This window comes from Pseudomonas azerbaijanoccidentalis, assembly GCF_019145495.1.
In the GTDB taxonomy this organism is placed as follows: Bacteria; Pseudomonadota; Gammaproteobacteria; order Pseudomonadales; family Pseudomonadaceae; genus Aquipseudomonas; species Aquipseudomonas azerbaijanoccidentalis.
Genome location: NZ_JAHSTU010000001.1, coordinates 761,244 through 782,463, shown reverse-complemented (window position 1 = coordinate 782,463; position 21,220 = coordinate 761,244). Strand labels below are relative to the sequence as shown.

General features: G+C 59.8%; 14 protein-coding genes. 4 read left to right on the top strand and 10 right to left on the bottom strand.

Going from position 1 to position 21,220, the window contains the following annotated elements:
• Positions 1-47: 47 nt before the first annotated feature.
• From mapR to KVG88_RS03280, 3 genes are all read right to left on the bottom strand, one after another.
• Positions 48-1,457, bottom strand: coding sequence for a GntR family transcriptional regulator MpaR (gene mapR, locus KVG88_RS03290; RefSeq protein ID WP_217870314.1), 1,410 nt, complete (start codon positions 1,455-1,457; stop codon positions 48-50).
• 148 nt (positions 1,458-1,605) lie between these two features.
• Positions 1,606-3,018 (bottom strand): cytochrome c oxidase accessory protein CcoG, encoded by a 1,413-nt coding sequence (gene ccoG, locus KVG88_RS03285; protein ID WP_217870313.1) that lies wholly within the window; start codon positions 3,016-3,018, stop codon positions 1,606-1,608.
• A gap of 195 nt (positions 3,019-3,213) precedes the next feature.
• Entirely contained in the window at positions 3,214-3,447 is a 234-nt protein-coding gene (locus tag KVG88_RS03280; protein ID WP_217870312.1) for a DUF3203 family protein, read from the bottom strand.
• 146 nt (positions 3,448-3,593) lie between these two features.
• On the opposite strand from KVG88_RS03280, the gene KVG88_RS03275 reads away from it, so the two are divergent.
• The gene (locus KVG88_RS03275) at positions 3,594-4,103 is read left to right on the top strand and encodes an MgtC/SapB family protein (protein ID WP_150700575.1); all 510 of its coding nucleotides are present in this window, start codon (positions 3,594-3,596) and stop codon (positions 4,101-4,103) included.
• Between the two features lie 39 nt (positions 4,104-4,142).
• Here the strand turns inward: KVG88_RS03275 and KVG88_RS03270 are convergent, their stop codons facing one another.
• Positions 4,143-4,310 (bottom strand): hypothetical protein, encoded by a 168-nt coding sequence (locus KVG88_RS03270; RefSeq protein ID WP_167371491.1) that lies wholly within the window; start codon positions 4,308-4,310, stop codon positions 4,143-4,145.
• A gap of 205 nt (positions 4,311-4,515) precedes the next feature.
• Between KVG88_RS03270 and KVG88_RS03265 the strand changes: the two genes are divergently transcribed.
• From KVG88_RS03265 to glgB, 3 genes are all read left to right on the top strand, one after another.
• Complete coding sequence (locus KVG88_RS03265) at positions 4,516-6,513, top strand: alpha-1,4-glucan--maltose-1-phosphate maltosyltransferase (protein ID WP_217870311.1); 1,998 nt, start codon at positions 4,516-4,518, stop codon at positions 6,511-6,513.
• 161 nt (positions 6,514-6,674) lie between these two features.
• Positions 6,675-10,016, top strand: a complete 3,342-nt coding sequence (treS, locus tag KVG88_RS03260) for a maltose alpha-D-glucosyltransferase (RefSeq protein WP_217870310.1) — start codon at positions 6,675-6,677, stop codon at positions 10,014-10,016.
• Positions 10,017-10,018: 2 nt separating this feature from the next.
• On the top strand, positions 10,019-12,253 hold the full coding sequence (gene glgB / locus KVG88_RS03255; protein ID WP_217870309.1) for a 1,4-alpha-glucan branching protein GlgB: 2,235 nt from the start codon (positions 10,019-10,021) through the stop codon (positions 12,251-12,253).
• A gap of 124 nt (positions 12,254-12,377) precedes the next feature.
• Here the strand turns inward: glgB and KVG88_RS03250 are convergent, their stop codons facing one another.
• The 6 genes from KVG88_RS03250 to KVG88_RS03225 all read right to left on the bottom strand — a co-directional run bounded on the left by KVG88_RS03250 (position 12,378) and on the right by KVG88_RS03225 (position 21,199).
• On the bottom strand, positions 12,378-13,445 hold the full coding sequence (locus tag KVG88_RS03250; RefSeq protein ID WP_150700571.1) for an autotransporter domain-containing protein: 1,068 nt from the start codon (positions 13,443-13,445) through the stop codon (positions 12,378-12,380).
• A 315-nt stretch (positions 13,446-13,760) separates the two neighbouring features.
• Positions 13,761-16,310, bottom strand: coding sequence for an autotransporter family protein (locus KVG88_RS03245; RefSeq protein WP_217870308.1), 2,550 nt, complete (start codon positions 16,308-16,310; stop codon positions 13,761-13,763).
• Between the two features lie 260 nt (positions 16,311-16,570).
• Positions 16,571-17,302, bottom strand: a complete 732-nt coding sequence (locus tag KVG88_RS03240; RefSeq protein ID WP_225933876.1) for an endonuclease/exonuclease/phosphatase family protein — start codon at positions 17,300-17,302, stop codon at positions 16,571-16,573.
• Between the two features lie 246 nt (positions 17,303-17,548).
• Positions 17,549-18,307: a PIG-L deacetylase family protein gene (locus KVG88_RS03235; protein WP_217870307.1), complete on the bottom strand. Its 759-nt coding sequence runs from the start codon at positions 18,305-18,307 to the stop codon at positions 17,549-17,551.
• 210 nt (positions 18,308-18,517) lie between these two features.
• Entirely contained in the window at positions 18,518-20,677 is a 2,160-nt protein-coding gene (glgX, locus tag KVG88_RS03230) for a glycogen debranching protein GlgX (RefSeq protein ID WP_150700567.1), read from the bottom strand.
• A 201-nt stretch (positions 20,678-20,878) separates the two neighbouring features.
• Positions 20,879-21,199 carry a DUF2934 domain-containing protein gene (locus tag KVG88_RS03225; protein WP_150700566.1) on the bottom strand — a complete coding sequence of 107 codons (321 nt, stop codon included), beginning with the start codon at positions 21,197-21,199 and terminating at the stop codon, positions 20,879-20,881.
• Positions 21,200-21,220: the final 21 nt, after the last annotated feature.

Below are 21,220 nucleotides of genomic sequence, written 5' to 3'. Positions count from 1 at the left end.
TCAGCTCACTGTTGGCGATCAACTGAAAGCGGCCCAAGTCTGATGCGTCAGAACGACCTGACAATCCGCCCCAACGTCTCCATCGCTTTTTCCGCAGCCTCATCCCACGGGCTACCGTAATTCAATCGAATACAATTCCTGAACCGCTGCGCCGGTGAAAAAATCGGCCCCGGCGCGATGCTGATGCCTTGCGCCAATGCCATCTGAAACAACTTCAACGAATCCATCTGCGCCGGTAATTCCAGCCACAAAAAGTACCCGCCTGCAGGCTGGCTGACGCGTGTTTCGGCGGGGAAGTACCGTGCAATGGCCGCCAGCATGGCGCTCTGCTGATCTTCCAGCGCATGGCGCAATTTGCGCAGGTGACGGTCGTAGCCTCCGTGTTGCAGGTAATCGGCAATGGCGGCCTGGGCTGGCATCGATGCACACAGCGAGGTCATCAGTTTCAGCCGCTCGATTTTCTGCGCATAGCGGCCGGCCGCGACCCAGCCGATGCGGTAACCGGGAGCGAGGCTTTTGGCGAAGGAGCCGCAGTGCATCACCAGGCCTTCGGTATCGAACGCCTTGGCCGGTTTCGGCGCCTGCTGGCCGTAATACAGCTCGGCGTAGACGTCGTCTTCGATCAGTGGCACCTGGTGACTGCGCAGCAATTCCACCAGTTGCTGCTTCTTGGCCTCGGGCATGGTCGCGCCCATGGGGTTCTGGAAACTGGTCATGCACCAGCAGACTTTGATCGGGTGACGCTCCAGGGTTTGCGCGAGCACGCCGAGGTCGATGCCATCGCGCGGATGCACGGGGATTTCCACCGCTTTCAGTTTCAGGCGTTCGAGCACTTGCAGGCAGGCGTAGAACGCCGGGGCTTCGATGGCCACCAGGTCGCCAGGTTGGGTCACTGCTTGCAGGCACAGGTTCAGCGCTTCCAGCGCGCCATTGGTGATCAGCAGTTCCTCCATTGGCAGCATCAGCCCGCCGACCATGTAGCGCAGGGCGATTTGCCGGCGCAGTTGCGGGTTGCCCGGCGACATGTCGGTGACCACCATGCGCGGGTCCATGTCGCGACTGGCGCTGGCCAGCGAGCGTGACAGGCGTTGCAGCGGGAACAGGGTCGGGCTGGGGAACGCCGAGCCAAAGGGCACGGTATTCGGGTCCTTGATCGAATCGAGCACTGAAAACACCAGTTCGCTGACGTCGACGGCGGTGGACTCGTTGACCTGACTGCTGATCACCGGCTCGGAAAACGGTCGCGGTGCGTGGGCATTGACGAAGTAACCGGAACGCGGCCGGGCGCGAATCAAGCCACGGCGCTCAAGCAGGTAGTAAGCCTGGAACACCGTGGACGGGCTCACACCGTAGGTCTGGCTCGCGTAACGCACCGATGGCACGCGCTGGCCGGGGCCGAGGACGCCGGAGCGGATCAGTTCAGCGATGTCGTCGGCGAATTTTTCGTAGCGTTTCATCGTTAGCCCGAATTGGTGTTGTGAATCGAAAAGTGGTCTCGGTTGAAATCGCCAAGATCGCAGCCTTCGGCAGCTCCTACCATCGTAGGGCATGCACCTGTAGGAGCTGCCGAAGGCTGCGATCTTTTAGGCTTTGCAGTTTAAAGGCTCAACGGTTCATCGGCGCAACAAACCGGCTCTGGGCCACGCTGTAGATGCCGGGCTCATCACTGTCCATGACCTTGAAGCTGAGGCTCTGCGAACTGCTGGCCGGGCGTTCCGTGAGCATCGCCACCGACACCGGCACACCGACAATTTCGCCCGGCGCCAGGCTCAACGCGGTCTTGCCGCGCAACTCGAAATCACCGGCATCGACCAGGCTCAGTTGATAGTCCTGACGCTGCTGGGTTTTGTTGATCACCTTCAGGCTGTAGATGTTTTCGATCTGCCCCTGGCTGTTCTCACGGAACAGGCCACGGTCCTTGCTGACGTCCAGCGAGACCATTGGCCGCTCAACCAGCGCTACCACCAGTGCGGCGATCATCACCAGCAACACGGCGGTGTAGCCGACCAACCGTGGCCGCAGCAGATGCGTCTTGCCACCCTGCAACTGGCGTTCGGAGGTGTAGCTGATCAGCCCGGGCGCGTAGCCCATTTTGTCCATGATCGAATCACACGCATCAATACACGCTGCGCAACCGATGCACTCCATTTGCAAGCCGTCGCGAATGTCGATCCCGGTGGGGCACACCTGCACGCAGAGCTGGCAGTCGATGCAATCGCCCAGACCCACCTCGGCCGGTTTGACCTCACGCTTGCGCGGGCCACGGTTTTCGCCACGGGCCACGTCATAGGAGATGGTCAGGGTGTCCTTGTCGAACATCACACTCTGAAAGCGCGCATACGGGCACATGTGCATGCACACCGCTTCACGCAGCCAGCCGGCATTGATATAGGTGGCGCCGGTGAAAAACAGCACCCAGAACAGGCTTACGCCACCCATTTGCAGGGTCAGCAGTTCTTCCGCCAGCGGGCGAATCGGTGTGAAGTAACCGACGAACGTTAACCCGGTCAGCAAGCTGATGGCCAGCCATAACGTGTGCTTGGCCGAGCGACGCATCAGTTTGTTCAGGCCCCACGGTGAGGCTTGCAACTTGATGCGCTGATTGCGTTCACCCTCGGTGATTTTCTCGCACCACATGAAGATCCAGGTCCAGGAGCTCTGCGGGCAGGTGTAGCCACACCATACGCGGCCGGCAAACACGGTGATCGCAAACAGGCCGAACGCGGCAATGATCAGCAGTGCCGAAAGCAGGATGAAATCCTGTGGCCAGAAGGTCGCGCCAAAGATATGAAACTTGCTTTCGGAAAGGTCCCAGAGCACCGCCTGACGGCCGCCCCAGTTGAGCCACACGGTGCCAAAAAACAACAGGAACAGAAAACCCGCGCCAGTTATGCGCAGGTTGCGGAACAGACCGGTGAAGCTACGGGTATGGATCAGGTTGTCGCTGGTTTTGACCTTCATCTTCGGGCGTGAAGGTTCGAATGTTTCTACGGTTCGGACGGGGATTCTCTCGCTCATGGTCTTTCGCTCATCAGCCTCCATCAGGCATGAGCACTATGAGCGGCGATCTGTTTGCATAACAGACTCAGGTATTGCAATAAAAAGCAGATCAGATGGCATTTGCAGATCGGCCTGCGACAAGTTGAAGCACCTGTCGCAGCGGTTCGAAAACACCTATCCCCTACGCTGGTCGGCGTTATTGATCTGCCTCATTCAAATCACCGAATCACTCTCGCTGGCTTTCAAGTGTCGGCGGCTATCGATGGCACCTGCTACGGTCAATGCGTCAGCTTCAGCTTCTGTGATGTAGATGCGCTGGCCGTTGAGATCCACCGCCGACATGGCCTTTTCCGAGTCGGTGAGGATAGTGACGTCGGGACACAGGCGAATTTCTTCGCCGCTTTCGGTGGTGAAGAAACAGGTCTGGTTTTCGATGCGCACGGTCATGGCGTGATCCTTTTTCAGCGGGTGCCTGAAACGTTAGGGCATCAGAACTTGCCATCGTTCTGTGCAACCGATTAATGGTCGCTGCGGTCCATCGTCCATAGCTCTTCACATAGCCCCTCACATAGCCCTTTACAAGGACATCACCAATGAACGCCTGGTGGCATGAAGTCTGGGTAACCCTGCAGGCCGAGTTCGCCGACATCGGCGACGCCTCGCAACTGACACGCGTGACCGTGCGCCTGCTGACGGCAGCGGTGCTGGGCGGGATTCTCGGTTTCGAACGTGAGCACAAGGGCAAGGCCGCCGGCGTACGAACCCACATGCTGGTGGCGATTGGTGCGGCGCTGTTTGTGTTGGTGCCGCAGATGTCCGGCTCCCAGGCCGACGCCATGAGTCGCGTGATTCAGGGGGTGATCGCCGGGATCGGCTTTCTGTGCGCCGGCACCATCCTCAAGAACCAGGAAGGCGACGAAGGCCACGTCAAAGGCCTGACCACCGCTGCAGGGTTGTGGATGACGGCGGCCATTGGCGTTTCGGCCGGATTGGGCAGGGAGGCGACGGCGGTGCTCAGCACGTTGTTGGCACTAGGCGTATTGAGCGTGATGCCGAGGGTTGTGAAGGTGTTCGAGAAGAACGGCGAGGACCACAAAGAGTGAGACCGTCCCCTCGCCAGGCGCGGGAACGATCAACTGTCTTCATTCAGGCGTGACAATGACCGGCGGCATCGTCGTGGGCGGTTCTTCCCTTGGTGGCGGTTGGGTGCCGGGAGGGTCTTGTTCCGGTACGGGTTGCGGATCGCTCGGCGGTATCACCGGGTTGTCGATGTTCGGATCGGGTGTTTCAGCCGGGAATGGATTGTTCATCGTTCCTGCCTCCAGTGGCACATGGCGTGAGTCGTGCTTAAGTTGATTGACCACCGCGTAGGGGATTTGATTCCGGCCAATTGCCGATGAACTTTTCCCGGTTGCGGTCGCTCGGAACCTAAGTGAGTTCATTCCGGGGCGAACGGCCCCACAGGGTGACAACCAGACACAAGAGCGTCCATGGGGCGTAAAGGAGAGATGCTCGATGACGGCTGAAAAACCGACAGAACAGAGCTACAACCCGCACATGCCACTGTCGCAAGCGCTGTTGTTGCCGCGCATTGCCATTGAAAACACCATGCCGACCCTCGAAGGGGGACAGTTCGCGGTCAAGGCCGTGGTGGGACAGGACGTGGTGGTCACCAGCAAAGTGTTTGCCGACGGTCACGATAAACTGGCGGTGCGCGTGCGCTGGCGGGCTGAAGGTGATGAGGTCTGGCAAAGCGAAGTCATGGCTGATCTGGGCAACAATGGCTGGCAGGGCCGCTTTCGCGTACCGGAACAGGGCCGTTATGTGTTTTGTATCGAAGCCTGGATCGATCAGTTCGCCAGTTTCCGCTACGAACTGCAGAAAAAACATGCCGCCGCTGTGCCGGTCAGCCTGGAGTTGCAGGAAGGGCGCTTGCACGTTCAGCAAGCGGCCGAACGCAGCGAAGGCCAACTGAGCGAACAACTGGCGGCGCTGCACCATGAATTGTCGGGCCTGCTCGAAACCGAGCAAGTCGCGTTGTTCTTGCACCAGCGTAGCGCCGATTTGATGGCTCAGGCCGATCATCGCGCTTACCTGAGCCTCAGCCCCGAGTACCCGCTGGATGTCGAGCGGGAGCTCGCACAGTTCGCCAGTTGGTACGAGTTGTTCCCGCGCTCGATCACCGACGATCCGCAGCGCCACGGCACCTTCAATGACGTGCACTCACGTTTGCCGATGATTCAGGACATGGGCTTCGACGTGCTGTACTTCCCGCCGATCCACCCGATTGGTCGCAGCTTTCGCAAAGGGCCGAACAATTCCCTGACCGCAGGCCCGGACGATCCGGGCAGCCCCTACGCCATCGGCAGCGAGGAGGGCGGTCACGAGGCGATCCATTCGCAACTGGGCACCCGCGAAGACTTCCGTCGGCTGGTCGCCGCGGCGGCGGAATACGGCCTGGAAATCGCCCTCGATTTTGCCATCCAGTGTTCCCAGGACCACCCATGGCTCAAACAGCATCCGGGCTGGTTCAACTGGCGTCCCGACGGCACCATCAAATACGCGGAAAACCCACCGAAAAAATACCAGGACATCGTCAACGTCGATTTTTATGCCGTTGAAGCCATCCCCAGCCTCTGGGTCGAGTTGCGCGACATCGTGGTGGGCTGGGTCGAGGAGGGCGTGAAGATTTTCCGTGTCGACAATCCTCACACCAAACCGCTGCCGTTCTGGCAGTGGCTGATAGCCGATGTGCGGGCGTTGTACCCCGAGGTGATCTTCCTCGCCGAAGCCTTTACCACGCCGGCGATGATGGCGCGCCTCGGCAAGGTCGGTTACTCCCAGAGCTACACGTACTTCACCTGGCGCAACACCAAGTCCGAGTTGGCGACGTATTTTACGGAGCTCAACGAGTCGCCATGGCGTGAATGTTACCGGCCGAATTTCTTCGTCAATACACCCGACATCAACCCGGCGTTCCTGCACGAATCCGGGCGTCCCGGTTTCCTCATCCGCGCTGCGCTGGCGACCATGGGCTCCGGCTTGTGGGGCATGTATTCGGGCTTTGAATTGTGCGAATCGGCGCCGGTGCCGGGCAAAGAGGAATACCTCGATTCCGAGAAGTACGAGATCCGCCCAAGGGACTTCACCGCGCCGGGCAACATCATTGCCGAAATCGCCCAGCTCAATCGCATCCGCCGGCAAAACCCGGCACTTCAGACGCATCTGGGGCTGAAAATCTACAACGCCTGGAACGACAACATTCTGTACTTCGGCAAGCGCAGCGCCGATGGCAGCAATTTCATTCTGGTGGCGGTCAGCCTTGATCCGCATAACGTTCAGGAGGCGAGTTTCGAGTTGCCGCTGTGGGAAATGGGCTTGCCCGACGACGCCAGCACCGAGGGCGAAGACTTGATGAACGGCCACCGCTGGACCTGGCACGGCAAGTATCAGTTCATGCGGATCGACCCGGCATATCAGCCGTTCGGGATCTGGAGGATTACCGCGTCTTGATCGCGCCGAGCAGTCTTCCAGGCAATTAGCCCTGCAGGAGCTGCCGAAGGCTGCGATCTTTTAATCTTCGCATTTAAGGGCAAAAGATCGCAGCCTTCGGCAGCTCCTACACAGGATCGGCACATCTGTGAGATGTGTAGAGAATTCATCAGGAGTTTCAAATGGCGAAGAAACCCAAGGCAGCCACATTCATCAAAGACCCGCTCTGGTACAAGGACGCGGTGATCTATCAGGTTCACGTCAAATCCTATTTCGACTCTAACAACGACGGAATCGGCGACTTTCCCGGCCTGATCGCCAAACTCGACTACATCGCCGAACTGGGCGTCAACACCATCTGGCTCTTGCCGTTCTACCCGTCGCCACGCCGCGATGATGGCTATGACATCGCCGAGTACCGCGGTGTGCACAGCGACTACGGGACCATGGCCGACGCCAAACGCTTCATTGCCGAAGCGCACAAACGCGGGTTGCGGGTGATTACCGAATTGGTCATCAACCACACCTCCGACCAGCACGCCTGGTTCCAGCGCGCGCGCAAAGCCAAGAAAGGCTCGGCGGCGCGGGATTTCTACGTATGGTCCGATGACGATCAGAAATACGACGGCACCCGGATCATTTTTCTCGACACCGAAAAATCCAACTGGACCTGGGATCCGGTGGCCGGGCAGTACTTCTGGCACCGGTTTTATTCTCATCAGCCCGACCTGAATTTCGATAATCCGCAGGTCATGAAAGCCGTGCTCTCGGTAATGCGCTACTGGCTGGACATGGGCATCGACGGTTTGCGCCTCGACGCGATTCCGTACCTGATCGAGCGTGACGGCACCAACAACGAAAACCTGCCCGAAACTCACGACGTCCTGAAGCAGATCCGCGCCGAGATCGATGCCAATTACCCGGACCGCATGCTGCTGGCCGAGGCCAATCAATGGCCGGAAGACACCCAGCTGTATTTCGGCGACACCGACAAGAAAGGCCTGAACGGTGATGAATGCCACATGGCGTTTCACTTCCCGCTGATGCCGCGCATGTACATGGCGCTGGCCCAGGAAGACCGTTTTCCGATCACCGATATTCTGCGTCAGACCCCGGAAATTCCGGCGAACTGCCAATGGGCGATTTTCCTGCGCAACCACGATGAGCTGACGCTGGAAATGGTCACCGATAAGGAGCGCGACTATCTGTGGAATTACTACGCGGCCGACCGTCGGGCGCGGATCAACCTGGGGATTCGCCGTCGACTGGCGCCGCTGATGGAGCGTGACCGTCGCCGCGTGGAACTGCTCAACAGTTTGCTGCTGTCGATGCCGGGCACGCCGACCCTGTATTACGGCGATGAGATCGGCATGGGCGACAACATTTACCTCGGCGACCGCGACGGCGTGCGCACGCCGATGCAGTGGTCGATTGACCGTAACGGCGGATTCTCCCGCGCCGATCCGGCCAGCCTGGTCTTGCCGCCGATCATGGACCCGCAATACGGCTACCTGTCGGTCAACGTCGAAACCCAGGCCGGCGACCCGCACTCGCTGTTGAACTGGACCCGGCGCATGCTCACCGTGCGCAAGCAATCCAAAGCATTTGGCCGTGGCACGCTGAAAATGCTCTCGCCGACCAATCGCCGGGTGCTGGCCTACACCCGTGAATACACGGGGCCTGACGGCAAGCACGAAATCATCCTGTGCGTGGCCAACGTTTCGCGCAGCGCCCAGGCAGTGGAGCTGGACCTGTCGGCCTACGTCGGCATGGTGCCGGTGGAGATGTTGGGCGGTAATGCCTTCCCGCCGATCGGCCAGTTGAATTTCCTCCTGACCCTGGCGCCTTACGGTTTCTATTGGTTCGGCCTCGCCGCCGAAAACCAGATGCCGAGCTGGCACGTGGAACCGGCGCAAAGCCTGCCGGACTTCACCACGCTGGTGTTGAAGAAACGCATGGAGGAATTGCTCGAAGCGCCGTCACGGGGCACGCTGGAACAAAGCATTCTGCCCAGCTGGCTACAGAATCGCCGCTGGTTTGCTGGCAAGGACGCCGCTATCGATCAGGTCAAACTGGCCTACGGTGTGCGGTTTGGCGATGCCCAGCATCCGGTGTTGCTGAGCGAAATCGAAGTCACCAGCGGTGGGCAGACCAGCCGTTACCAATTGCCGTTCGGCTTCATCGCCGAAGACCAGGTCGGCGCGGCATTGCCCCAGCAACTGGCGTTGTCCCGTGTACGTCGGGGTCCGCAGGTCGGTTTGATCACCGATGCCTTCAGCCTGGAAAGCTTTATCCGTGCCGTATTGCAGGGCATGCACCACAACACCGTGCTGCCGTCGGACGGGGGTGAAATTCGCTTCGAACCGACCCCCGAGCTGGCCAAACTGGGGCTGACGGCGGAGTCAGAGGTACGTTATCTGTCTGCCGAGCAATCCAATAGCTCGGTGGTGGTGGGCAACAGCCTGGTGCTCAAGCTGATCCGCAAAGTGGCCTCGGGCGTGCACCCGGAACTTGAAATGAGCGCGTACCTGACCGCCGCCGGGTTCAGCAATATTTCGCCGTTGCTCGGCGCCGTGGTTCGCCGGGACGCGGCAGGCGACGACAACTTGCTGATGATCGCCCAAGGCTACCTGAGCAATCAGGGCGATGCCTGGGAGTGGACGCAGAACAATCTCGAACGGGCGTTGCGCGATGAACTGGCGGACGCCATGTCCGAACAGGAACAGCACTACAACGCTTTGGGCGAGTTGAAGGACTTTGCGGCGATGCTTGGCCAGCGTTTGGGGGAAATGCACCAGGTGCTGGCGACGCCGAGTGACAACCCGGATTTCGATCCGCACGTCACCACGGCAAAAGAGGCGCTGGCTTCGGCCAAGGACGTCACTGCACAAATCGAGCATGCACTGAAGTTACTCAAGCAACATCAAAGCGAACTGAACCTGGCGGACAAAACCCTGGTCAGCCGTTTACTCGACAACAAAAAAGCCATTCTCGCCCATGTGCAGGAACTGGCCAAGAAGACCGCCGGTGGCCTGCGGATTCGCGTGCATGGCGACTTGCACCTCGGCCAGGTGCTGGTGATCAAGGGTGACGCCTACCTGATCGATTTCGAAGGCGAACCGGCACGACCGCTGCCTGAACGACGGGGCAAGCACAGCCCGTACAAGGATGTCAGCGGCGTGCTGCGTTCTTTCGACTATGCAGCGGCCATGACCATCAATGTGCACAACGTGGATAACACGGCTCAGGCTCAAGCGGCTCGCGAGCGAGTGGCGTCGCGCTACTCAAATGAAGCCAGACAGGCATTTGTCGACGCTTATCGGCTGGCGGCAGCTACGCTTGGCCATGCATGGCAAGATCCTGAAGGCGAGGACGCTGCACTGGCGTTGTTCGGTCTGGAGAAGGCGGCGTATGAAGTGGCTTACGAGGCGGAAAATCGTCCCGGTTGGCTGCCCGTGCCATTGCACGGTTTATATGGATTATTGAGTGGGCTTAAACCCTTTTCCGATCTTGGTGGAGAGTAGTCATGAGTTTCTCGAACAAGGAACAGGGGCATCATCACAAAGAAGCACTGCTGCCCAAGGCGCGTGACATCGATGCACTGGTGCGCGCCGAGCATCACGATCCCTTTGCAATTCTCGGCCCCCACGGCGATGGCGCCGGTGGGCAATTCATTCGGGCGTACCTGCCGGACGCCCTGAGCGTGCAAGTGGTCGCCAAGGAGTCCGGGGAGGAGCTCGGTCCCCTTGAGGCGACGCAGACACCGGGGTTGTTCGTTGGTCATTTCGAACGTGCGCAACCTTACCTGTTGCGCACGCGCTGGGCCGGTGGCGAACAAACCGCTGAAGATCCTTACAGCTTTGGCCCGTTGCTGGGTGACATGGATTTGTACCTGTTCGCCGAGGGCAATCACCGCGATTTGAGCAGTGCGCTGGGCGCGCAATTGCAAACCGTGGACGGCGTCGAGGGTGTGCGTTTTGCAGTATGGGCGCCGAATGCCCGGCGCGTGTCGGTGGTTGGTGACTTCAACGTCTGGGACGGGCGCCGCCATCCGATGCGCTTGCGCCATCCGACCGGGGTCTGGGAGTTGTTCATCCCGCGCCTGCAAGCAGGTGAGGCCTACAAATACGAAATCCTCGGCAAGGACGGCATTCTGCCGCTCAAGGCCGACCCCATGGCGCTGGCTACGAGCCTGCCACCGGACACCGCCTCAAAAGTGGCGTCACCGCTGAAGGTCGACTGGCAGGATCAGGACTGGATGTCGTCACGCGGCGAGCGTCAGCGTTCGTCAGCGCCGTTGTCGATCTACGAATTGCATGCCGGTTCCTGGCAATGTGAACTGGACGACCTCGGCGAAGTGGCCCGCCAGTACACCTGGCCGGAACTGACCGAACGGCTGATTCCTTATGTGAAAGAGTTGGGCTTCACCCACATCGAACTGATGCCGATCATGGAGCACCCGTTCGGCGGTTCGTGGGGTTATCAGTTGCTGTCGCAATTCGCGCCAAGTGCGCGCTATGGCACACCCGACGAGTTTGCCGCGTTCATCAATGCCTGCCATCAGGCCGACCTTGGTGTGATCCTCGATTGGGTGCCCGCGCATTTTCCCACCGACACCCATGGCCTGGCACAATTCGACGGCACAGCGCTGTACGAGTACGGCAACCCGCAGGAAGGCTTTCACCAGGATTGGGACACACTGATCTACAACCTCGGGCGCACCGAAGTGCACGGCTACATGCTGGCTTCGGCGCTGCACTGGCTCAAGCATTTCCATATCGATGGCCTGCGGGTCGATGCGGTGGCGTCGATGCTCTACCGCGATTACTCGCGCAAGGCCGGCGAGTGGGTACCCAATCGCCATGGCGGTCGGGAAAACCTGGAATCGATCGACTTCCTGCGTCATCTCAATGACGTGGTGGCGCTGGAGGCGCCAGGGGCGCTAGTGATCGCCGAAGAGTCCACGGCGTGGCCCGGCGTCAGTCAGAGTACGCAGCAGGGTGGGCTGGGTTTCGCCTACAAATGGAACATGGGCTGGATGCACGATTCGCTGCATTACATCCAGCAAGACCCGGTGTACCGCGCCCATCACCATAACGAGCTGAGTTTTGGCCTGGTGTACGCCTGGTCCGAGCGCTTCATCCTGCCGATTTCCCACGACGAAGTGGTGCACGGCAAGCATTCGCTGATCGACAAGATGCCCGGCGACCGCTGGCAGAAATTCGCCAACCTGCGGGCCTACCTGAGTTTCATGTGGGCGCATCCTGGTAAGAAACTGCTGTTCATGGGCTGCGAGTTCGGCCAGTGGCGGGAGTGGAACCACGACCAGCAACTGGACTGGTACCTGCTGCAATACTCCGAACACAAAGGCGTGCAGAAACTGGTCGGCGACCTCAACCGTCTTTACCGTGAAGAGCCGGCGCTGCATGAGCAGGACGATGTGCCGCAAGGCTTCCAGTGGCTGATCGGTGACGATGCGATCAACAGCGTCTACGCGTGGTTGCGCTGGAGCAAGGACGGCAAACCGGTGTTGGTGGTTGCCAACTTCACCCCGGTGCCGCGTGAGGCTTATCGGATCGGTGTGCCATTTGCCGGGCGCTGGACCGAGTTGCTCAACAGCGATTCGGCTACCTATGCCGGGTCCAACTATGGCAACAGTGGTGGAGCCTTTACCGAGGAAACGCCGAGCCACGGGCAAGCGTTGTCGCTGGTGCTGAATTTGCCGCCGTTGGCGGTGTTGATGTTAAGTCCGCAGGGCTGATCCATAACCGGGTCGCTCCAATCGCGGGCAAGCCCGCTCCCACAGGTTCCGAGGTGTTCCTTGTGGGAGCGGGTTTGCCCGCGATGGCGTCAGCCCGGTCCATACATCTCTTGAGGCCTGATCCTCACCACCGCATCCGCACACCCAGGCTACCAATGATCCCGTTCAAATCGTTGTCATCCACATCACTGCTGTAATCGGCGCTGACATACAAGCTCACCGCCGGGGTCACCCGCGCTACCAAACCCAAACCCAGTTCGACCGTCGACGATTTGCGACTGCTGCTGATCTTGTCGACCTCATCAAGGGTCACGGTATTGCCGGTGTATACGGTATGCCACAAGTTGGTCCGCACATAGGGTTCGACGGGCAGGCCGTTGATGTCGTAGCTACCTTTCAACTTGGCACCGACCCGGCCGCTCCACGATGTCAGATCGCTGGACGACGCATTGCCCGAGCCTGCATACGGCGTGTCCAGGGTGATGCGCTGATTGATCAACTGAGCCTGGGGTTCGACCACCCAGTTTTCGCTGATGCCGATCGGGAAGCCGCCTTCAACCGATAACGTCACCGCGCTGCCTTCGGTGGCCTGGCGGGCCCCTTGTTCATTGCGGCTGAAGCCATTGACCCGCCCACCGCTGGCCGACAGATCAACGTGCCAGCCTTGCGGCCCCGTCAAGCTGTAGTAAGCGCCGAGGCTTTGGCCTTGCAGGTTGAGGGTGTCGCTGTGCGAGTCGGACATGGCGCGGTTAGTCAGCAGGCCGTTGCTGTTGCCTTGATACTGGCTGGTGCCGCCGATCAGGCCAACCCGTTGGGTATGGCCGCTACTGCTTTGCAGCGTGAGGATCGCCGGGCTTTTGAGTTCGCCAGAGCCCGGGATCGTGAACCCCTGGGCCAGCACATCGGTTTGCGCCTGGCGCGAAGCTTGGCCGTAGATCTGGTCCCAGGTGTAGGGCGTGGCGTCTTCGGTGGTCAGTTGGCTACTTCGCGTATCGGCGATGGGGCTGAAGCGGCCAGGGTATCGGGTGGCGAGTGCGGGCAGGGTGAGGACCGGCACGTCCTGGCGATACCAGGGCGTCGTTTCGTCCTCGGCCGGTTGGGCCTGTACTTCCATGGAGGAGCACAGCAGGAGTGAACTCGAGACAGTGCAAAAAGTGACTTTGATCTCTTGTTGGGTGAGTGAAGTTTTCATGGGGGTTCTACCTTGCTATCGCATGCCGTACTCGCCTTGGCGTCTCTCCTACCCCGAATGAGGGGCGACCGAATGGAAGGGGGCAAGCCGGGGGCCGCCCGTATACGCGGGTGTCTTGGGGGCTTGCCCCTGATTGTATTTCCGGGGGTAGTACGGTGAAGTCAAGAAGACCCCTGCCACTGCGTCAAGAAAATGGCCGATAAATGGTAGGGTTAATTTAGCGCTTATAAGTGACTGATTTACGGCGCCTCTCTAAGTGCTTGTTTATTTGAAAAATCGTCAAAAAAGTCACGATCTAGAGCCTTTGCTCGGAGGTTACCAGCTCAACCTCACGCCGAAGTTACCTGCCATGCCACGCTGCTGATTGCTGTCGATATTGCTGCTGTAGTCGACATTGGCGTACACGCTGACGCGGGGTGCGACGGTGAGGATCGCGCCAATGCCAAGATCAGCCCAGGATGACTGCTGTTCGGTATCGATATCGGTGGTACCGGCAAAAGTGACCGTATCGGTGCCGGAAAAGGTGTGCCACAGATTGGCCCGCAGATAGGGTTCCAGGGGTAGACCGCTGACGTCGTAGCGACCTTTGAGACGCGCGCCCATGCGACCGGTCCAGGACGGATCGGAATCGAACTCCACATTCGAGATTCCGTCATTCTGGCTGTCGAGGTCGATTCGTTGATGGATGATTTGCGCCTGGGGTTCGACCACCCAGTTGTTCGCCACTGGAAACGGATACCCGGCCTCCAGGGAAAGGGTCAGGGCGTGCCCATCGTTGTCGAGTTTGAGGCCGCGTTCGGAATGGCTGTCACCGCTGAGCCAGGTGTACATCGCGACGGCATCGAGGTAGGCATTGTCTTGATCGGTCAACGTCCAGTAAGCCCCAACGCTGTCGCCTTCAAGTTCCACTTTGCCGGCGCGCTTGTCTTCGAAGCCCTGATTGAAGCCATCGACATCGCCCTTCAAGCGGCTGTGGCCGACGAAGAACCCGGTGCGCTGGGTTTGCCCGCCGGCCAGTTGCGAGCCGAACAGATCATTGCCGACCTGGAAACCATTCAGCGAACCGTCGATTTTTGGTGTGACCGTACCGGCCCAGGTCTGCTCGAAGTTCTTGCCATAAGCCCGGCCCCATCCTGCACCGAAGACACCCGTCTCAGTCAGGAGGCGCTGGTCGCCCTGACGATCGTGGAAGGTGCCGAGGGCGTTCAGGGTCAACTGTGCCGCAGCGGGTGGCAGCACTGACCACGTAGGCACTTCGGGGCGATACAAAGGGATCGGTGCAGATCCGGGCGCAGGAACCGGCGCCGGGGGACTACCGGCAGCCGCCACTGGAGTCGCCACCAGCGGTACCAGAATCGGCGGTAGCGTCGGGTCAGGGTTGGGCACCGCGACCAGCGGCACCGCCACGGCGGCAGAGCGCAAGTACCAACTGTTTTCGCTGCCAGCCGTGACACCGCCCTTGTACAGCACGTAATCATAGGCGCCGGCCGATAGCGGCGTTCTGAGGGTAAAAGCGTCACTGCTGCTGACAGCAGTGCCTTGGGCCTGAACCAGTTGAATGCCGTTTTGCAGGGTTTCTGCACCGGCACCGCCCAGATTGCTGACTGTGATCGCGGTGGTACCGGTCAAGGTGCCGTCGTTGACCACCAGTTTGTCACTCGGTGAACTGTCATCGCCCAGCGTACTTTGCAAGAACAACTGGCCGCCGTTGCCGGCGTAATTGCCCTGCACCGTCAGAGTGTCGCTGGTGCGGGTGTTGCCGCTGCTCAGGTCGATGATCCCGGCGTTGTTCAGCGTGGCAAGCTGGCCGGCCGTAAAGGGCGTAATGCTGCCTTGGGACGACGTGATGACGCTGCTGCTGTCGATGTTGAACACGCCGTTGCCAGAGGTGCTGTCGCCGAGCACGAAGTGACCGTCGACGTCGAACTGCGAGCCATTGCTCAGGTTGACCGTTTCCCAATTGATGTAGCGACCGGTACCGGCCGAGGTGGTGTGATCGAATGTCAGCAGATCGACAGCATTGCCGCCGTTGATGCTTGGGGTTTGGGCCAGTGAAGCTTCGGTCAGGTTACGCAAGGTCGCGTTGTCATTGCCGTCCTCCAGCAGGATGGCTGATCGGATGATGCCGCCGCCGTCCCAGACGAAGGTGTCATTGCCGGTACTGGCGCGGATCTCACCGACGATTTCGCCGCCCGTGACCGTAATGCTGTCGTTGCCACCGCTGACGCTGATGTTGCCGCCAATCCTGCCGCCGGAAACGATGATGGTGTCGGTGCCGAACCCGGTGACCAGGTTGCCAAGGATCTGCCCGCCAGACAGGTCGAACAGATTGTTATCAAGCTTCATGTCGACCCGGCCGATGGTGCCTGCGCTCATTCGGGCGGTGTCGCCGTCCTCGAAAGCACCGACTATCGTGCCGCCGGTCATCAGGAAGAAGTCGCGGCTGTCGCCTTGGGCCAGGGACTGGATAGTGCCGCCGGTCATGGTGAAGTTGTCGATACCATTGCCTTGGTTGACGGCACCCGTCACCTGACCCGCGCTGATATTGAAAACATCAGCGCCATCACCCTGATTGACGATGCCCACGATTCGACCGGAATCCATATTGATGGTGTCGGTCCCGGCGCCGAACGTCGCGTTGCCATTGATCGTTCCGGTGCCATTGACGGGTAGGTTCAAAGTGTTGTTGCCCGCCAGATCACTCAGCGCTACGCCGGTTCCACTGTCGCACACATGCGTGTCGTTACCGGCAGTGGGAGTGAAGGTGCATGCCGCCTGAGCGGATGGGGTCCAGCCGATGCACAGCCAGATGGAAAACGCACAGGCGCTGTAACGATATTTGGGCAGGTCGGTAGTCCACGTCATGCAAGTTCCCCCGCGTGTGATCCGGTGGCAAAACTGCGTCCAGCCAAAAGTGGCAAGGCAGCAGAAACCTGGGGTAGCGCGGGTTGCGAGACAGCATCAGCGAGCTTGATTCCCGTGTTGGGCATCTTCGGCAACGGCGGCTACGGTGAGTCTCAAGTTCGTAACAAGATCGTTACGGACCCATTGACCGTAGCAGCACGTGCTTTATGAAGCTACTGACACAAATGACAGGTAAGGCTCAAAACAGAGCATTTGTGAGGTTAGAGTCGAACTTCCACCGCGAGCGGCAAGTGATCCGACAGGTGTGTCCACGGCTTGCTCCCGAGTATTTTCGGGTCGTGGCTGCTGGCATTACGCAAGTAAATCCGGTCCAGACGCAGTAGCGGAAATCGTGCAGGGTAGGTCTTGGCGGGACGGCCATGGTGGCGTTCGAACGCTTCGTGCAGATAGTCGCGACGGGCGAGGGCGGCGTTGCCTTGCAGCTGCCAGTCGTTGAAATCGCCGGCGATGATCACAGGCGCCTCGTCAGGCAGGGATTCGAGTAATTGGCAAAGCAACTGCAGCTGCAATTGGCGATGGCTTTCCAAAAGACTGAGATGGACACAAATCGCGTGGACCTCGGCATGCCCGGGTACATCGAGCACACAGTGCAGCAAGCCACGACGCTCCGGGCCGGTGATGGAAACGTCGAGGTTGCGGTATTCGCGAATCGGGTACTTCGACAACAGGGCATTGCCGTGGTGGCCGTCGGGGTAGACGGCGTTGCGACCGTAGGCGAAATCGCTCCACATGCTGTCCGCCAGAAACTCGTATTGCGAGGTTTGCGGCCAATTGTTGTAGCGGGAGGAGTGGCCATCATGCTCGCCGACAACTTCCTGCAAAAAAACCAGATCCGCCGAGGTGCTGCGCACGGCTTCACGCAGTTCCGGGAGAATGAAACGTCGGTTCAGCGCGGTGAATCCCTTGTGCGTATTGACCGTCAACACACGCATCCGATGAATGGCCGGTGGACTGGTCAACGGCACCGATTCGGCCGTCTGCGACTTGGAATGGGTGGTCACGTTCACTCCTCTGAATCCGAATGGCTTATGTATGCGACTGATGGGCGCGCGCGCAGTTCATATCAATTCGTCGACGCAGTATTTGTAGCAGCTGCCGAAGGCTGCGTTCGGCTGCGCAGCAGTCGTAAAACCGGAGAACGCGGTTGCGTTGCTGCCATGGCGGCGGCTGCTATGGGTTCAGACAAATACGATTTCATAGGGCAGGCGCATTCGCTCCAGCAGGATGCGCGGCAGCAGGGGGGCGATGCCGATGGCGGGTTCGCCGTCGAGCTGGCTGGCGTAGGCATGGGTAGCGTGGCTTTTACGGGCGACCGTCCACGTGTCCAGGCGCAGCTTGCGTGCGCGATGCCAGGGAATCAGTTCGCGATCTCGCGCTGGCCAGTGCCAGGCCCAGACCGGAACTTCGTTAAACGTCGCTCCGGCGACGCTCGCTGCCTGGGCGCTGGCGCGGCCCACGGCATCATGGTCACGGGTGCCGTCTGCGGCCCAGGTGCTGAACACCACGTCGGCGGGGCGCAGGTAGCGAGCGATGAAACGAGTCAGTTCCAGCTCGTGCTCGGCCAGGGTGTTATCGGTAAATCCACCGCGAATCCATTTCAGGCTGTGCATCGGCAACCCGAGTCGGCGCAGGGCTTCGACACTTTCCTGGGAGCGAAACACACTCAGGCGTTTTTCCGACCACTGCTGTGAACCCGGCTGGCTGGCGCTGCCATCGGTCACCGAGATCAATTGCAAGGGATGGCCCATTGAGCTGAGCAGTTGCAACAAACCGCCGCAGGTCACCACCTCATCACCGGGATGCGGGGCAATCACCACCGCGCGAGCCCCGGGAGGGACCAGGGATTGCGTGCTGATGACCGGAATGTTGTCCAGTTGCAGGGCGCTGTTCCAGATCTGTGCTGGCAGGCTGCTTTCGCTGAGGGAAACAGGTTTCATGAGGTACGTCCTTGTTTCGTTTCGCCTTCAGTCATGCGCGATGCCGGCAACAGGCAGGCACGGATGACCCGTGAGGGCGGGTGGATAACAATGCGCGGCGTTCCAAACCCTGGAAGGCCGCGCATCGAGTATTGCTCAAGTCACGTTATTCGTCGCGTCCGAGGGTCATGAGTGGCACTTTTTTATCCAAACGGTACATTGCAGGTCGTTTTACTCCTCTTCCTCATGCTGTAACTCGAACAGCAGCAGCGAGCGGCCGGTAACCGAATATTCGTGGCCGAACTCAAAACGCTCCTGGCCACGGATCGACGGCTGATTGGTATCGATCATGCAGGTCCAGAATCCGCCGTCAGGCACTTCCGGCAGCAGGAAGTTGACGATGTCATGATGGGCATTGACCACCAGCAGCAGGGTCGCGTCGGCGCCTTTACGGCGAATGCCGGTTTCCTGCGCACGGCCATCGAGCAGCATGCCCAGGCAGCGATTGTGTGCATCGTGCCAATGCTCGGTGGTCATTTCCGTACCGTCCGCCGCCAGCCAGGTCACGTCCTTGACGCCAATGTCTTCGTTGTAATTACCCACCAGAAAGCGTCCGCGGCGCAGGATCGGGTAGGCCAGGCGCAACTTGATCAGGCGTTTGACGAACTTGAGCAGCGCCTTGCCGTCTTCGCTCAGGTCCCAATTGACCCAGCCGATTTCGCTGTCCTGGCAATAGGCGTTGTTGTTGCCGTCCTGGGTGCGGGCGAACTCGTCGCCAGCCACCAGCATCGGCGTGCCCTGGGCCAGCAATAGCGTGGCGAAGAAATTGCGCATTTGCCGATGGCGCAGTTCGTTGATCTGCGGGTCATCGGTGGGGCCTTCGACGCCGTGGTTCCAGGACAGGTTGTTGTTGCTGCCGTCCTGGTTGTTTTCGTCGTTGGCTTCGTTGTGTTTGTCGTTGTAAGACACCAGGTCGTTGAGGGTGAAACCGTCGTGGGCGGTGACGAAGTTCACCGAAGAATACGGCCGACGCCCCCGCTGATTGAACATCTCGCCGGAGGCCGTCATGCGGCTGGCGAAGTCGGCCAGTTGGCCGTCATCCCCTTTCCAGAAAGCACGCACCGTGTCGCGAAACTTGTCGTTCCACTCGACCCAGCCCGGTGGGAAGTTGCCGACCTGATAACCGCCGGGGCCGCAGTCCCATGGCTCGGCAATCATTTTGACCTGTCGCAGCACCGGATCCTGGCGGCAAGCCACGAGGAAGCTGTGGCGTTCATCGAAACCATCGTGGTAGCGCCCCAGAATGGTCGCCAGGTCAAATCGGAAGCCGTCGACGTGCATTTCCGAGGCCCAGTAGCGCAGGGAGTCGGTGACCATTTGCAGCACGCACGGGTGGCTCAGGTCCAAGGTGTTACCGGTGCCGGAATCGTTGATGTAGAAGCGTTTGTCGTCCGGCATCAGGCGGTAATAAGAGGCATTGTCGATGCCGCGCATGGACAGGGTCGGGCCTTGTTCGTTGCCCTCGGCGGTGTGGTTGTAGACCACGTCGAGGATCACCTCCAGATTGGCTTCGTGCAGGTGCGCGACCATCTCCTTGAACTCGGCGATCTTGCCGCTGGCCAGGTAACGCGGGTCGGGCGCGAAAAAGGCGATGCTGTTGTAGCCCCAGTAATTGGTCATGCCTTTGTGCAGCAGGTGCTGGTCGTTGACGAAGGCGTGAATGGGCAGCAACTCCACGGTCGACACACCGAGTTTGCGAATGTGTTCCAGCACGTCGTCGACCATCAACCCGGCGAAGGTGCCGCGCACATTCTCGGGGACGGAAGGGTGGCGCATGCTGATGCCACGCACGTGGGTTTCATAAATGATCGTCTTGTCCCACGGCACGCTGACACGATGGTCATGGCCCCAGGTGTGCGCCGGGTCGATGACTTTGCATTTGGGCACGAAAGGCGCGCTGTCGCGTTCATCGAAACTGAGGTCAGCGTCGGGGTGGCCGATGGTGTAGCCGAACAATGCCTCGGACCATTTCAATTGGCCCACCAATTGTTTGGCATACGGATCGATCAGCAACTTGTTGTGGTTGAAGCGATGACCGTTGGCCGGGTCATACGGGCCGTAGACGCGGTAGCCGTAGATCAGCCCCGGATGGGCGTCAGGCAGGTAGCCGTGGTAGATCTCGTCGGTGTATTCCGGCAGTTCGATGCGTTCGAGTTCCACTTCACCCGCATCATCGAAAATGCACAGTTCGACCTTGGTGGCGTTGGCGGAAAACAACGCGAAATTGACCCCGAGACCATCCCAGGTCGCACCCAGCGGAAAGGGCAGACCTTCACGGATTCGCGAGGGCTCGGCGCGGGGTGCTGGCGTGTCTTTTTTGGCGCGGGTCATAAGTGCTCCTGCAATGGAGAAAACGGATACAGAACCTGTAGGAGCAAGCCTGCTGGCGATGGCGGAGCGTCAGTCGACATCAAGGTTGCATGTGACATTGCAATCGCGAGCAAGCTCGCTCCCACAGTTTTTACGTGGCAAACGCACCTTTTGTGACGAGCAGTGCTCGCCACGCAGTCATTCAGGGCTATGGCGAAACAGTCAGACCGCAGGCGGTTTTCGTGCGGCGCGTGGCTTTTTCTCGGCGGCTTTTTCCCCTGGCGGGATAACGGACGATGCCGCAGCCGGTTTGGTCTTGGGCTTGGGCGCGGCGATTTTGCTTTCGCCTGCCTTGCCATTGGCGGTCTTGCTGACTGCAGGTTTACTGGCCGGTGCTTTTGCCGGTTTTTTTGGCGCCAACGCTTCGGCTTCAGCCAACTTGCGCGCCATTTCCCAGTGCCGGGATTCCTGGCCTTCGGGTTTTCCTTCTGACTCCCAGATCTGATAGGCAAACTCGCGGATGCGTTTATCGTCGGTACTCATCGCAATGCTCCTGAACTGAAC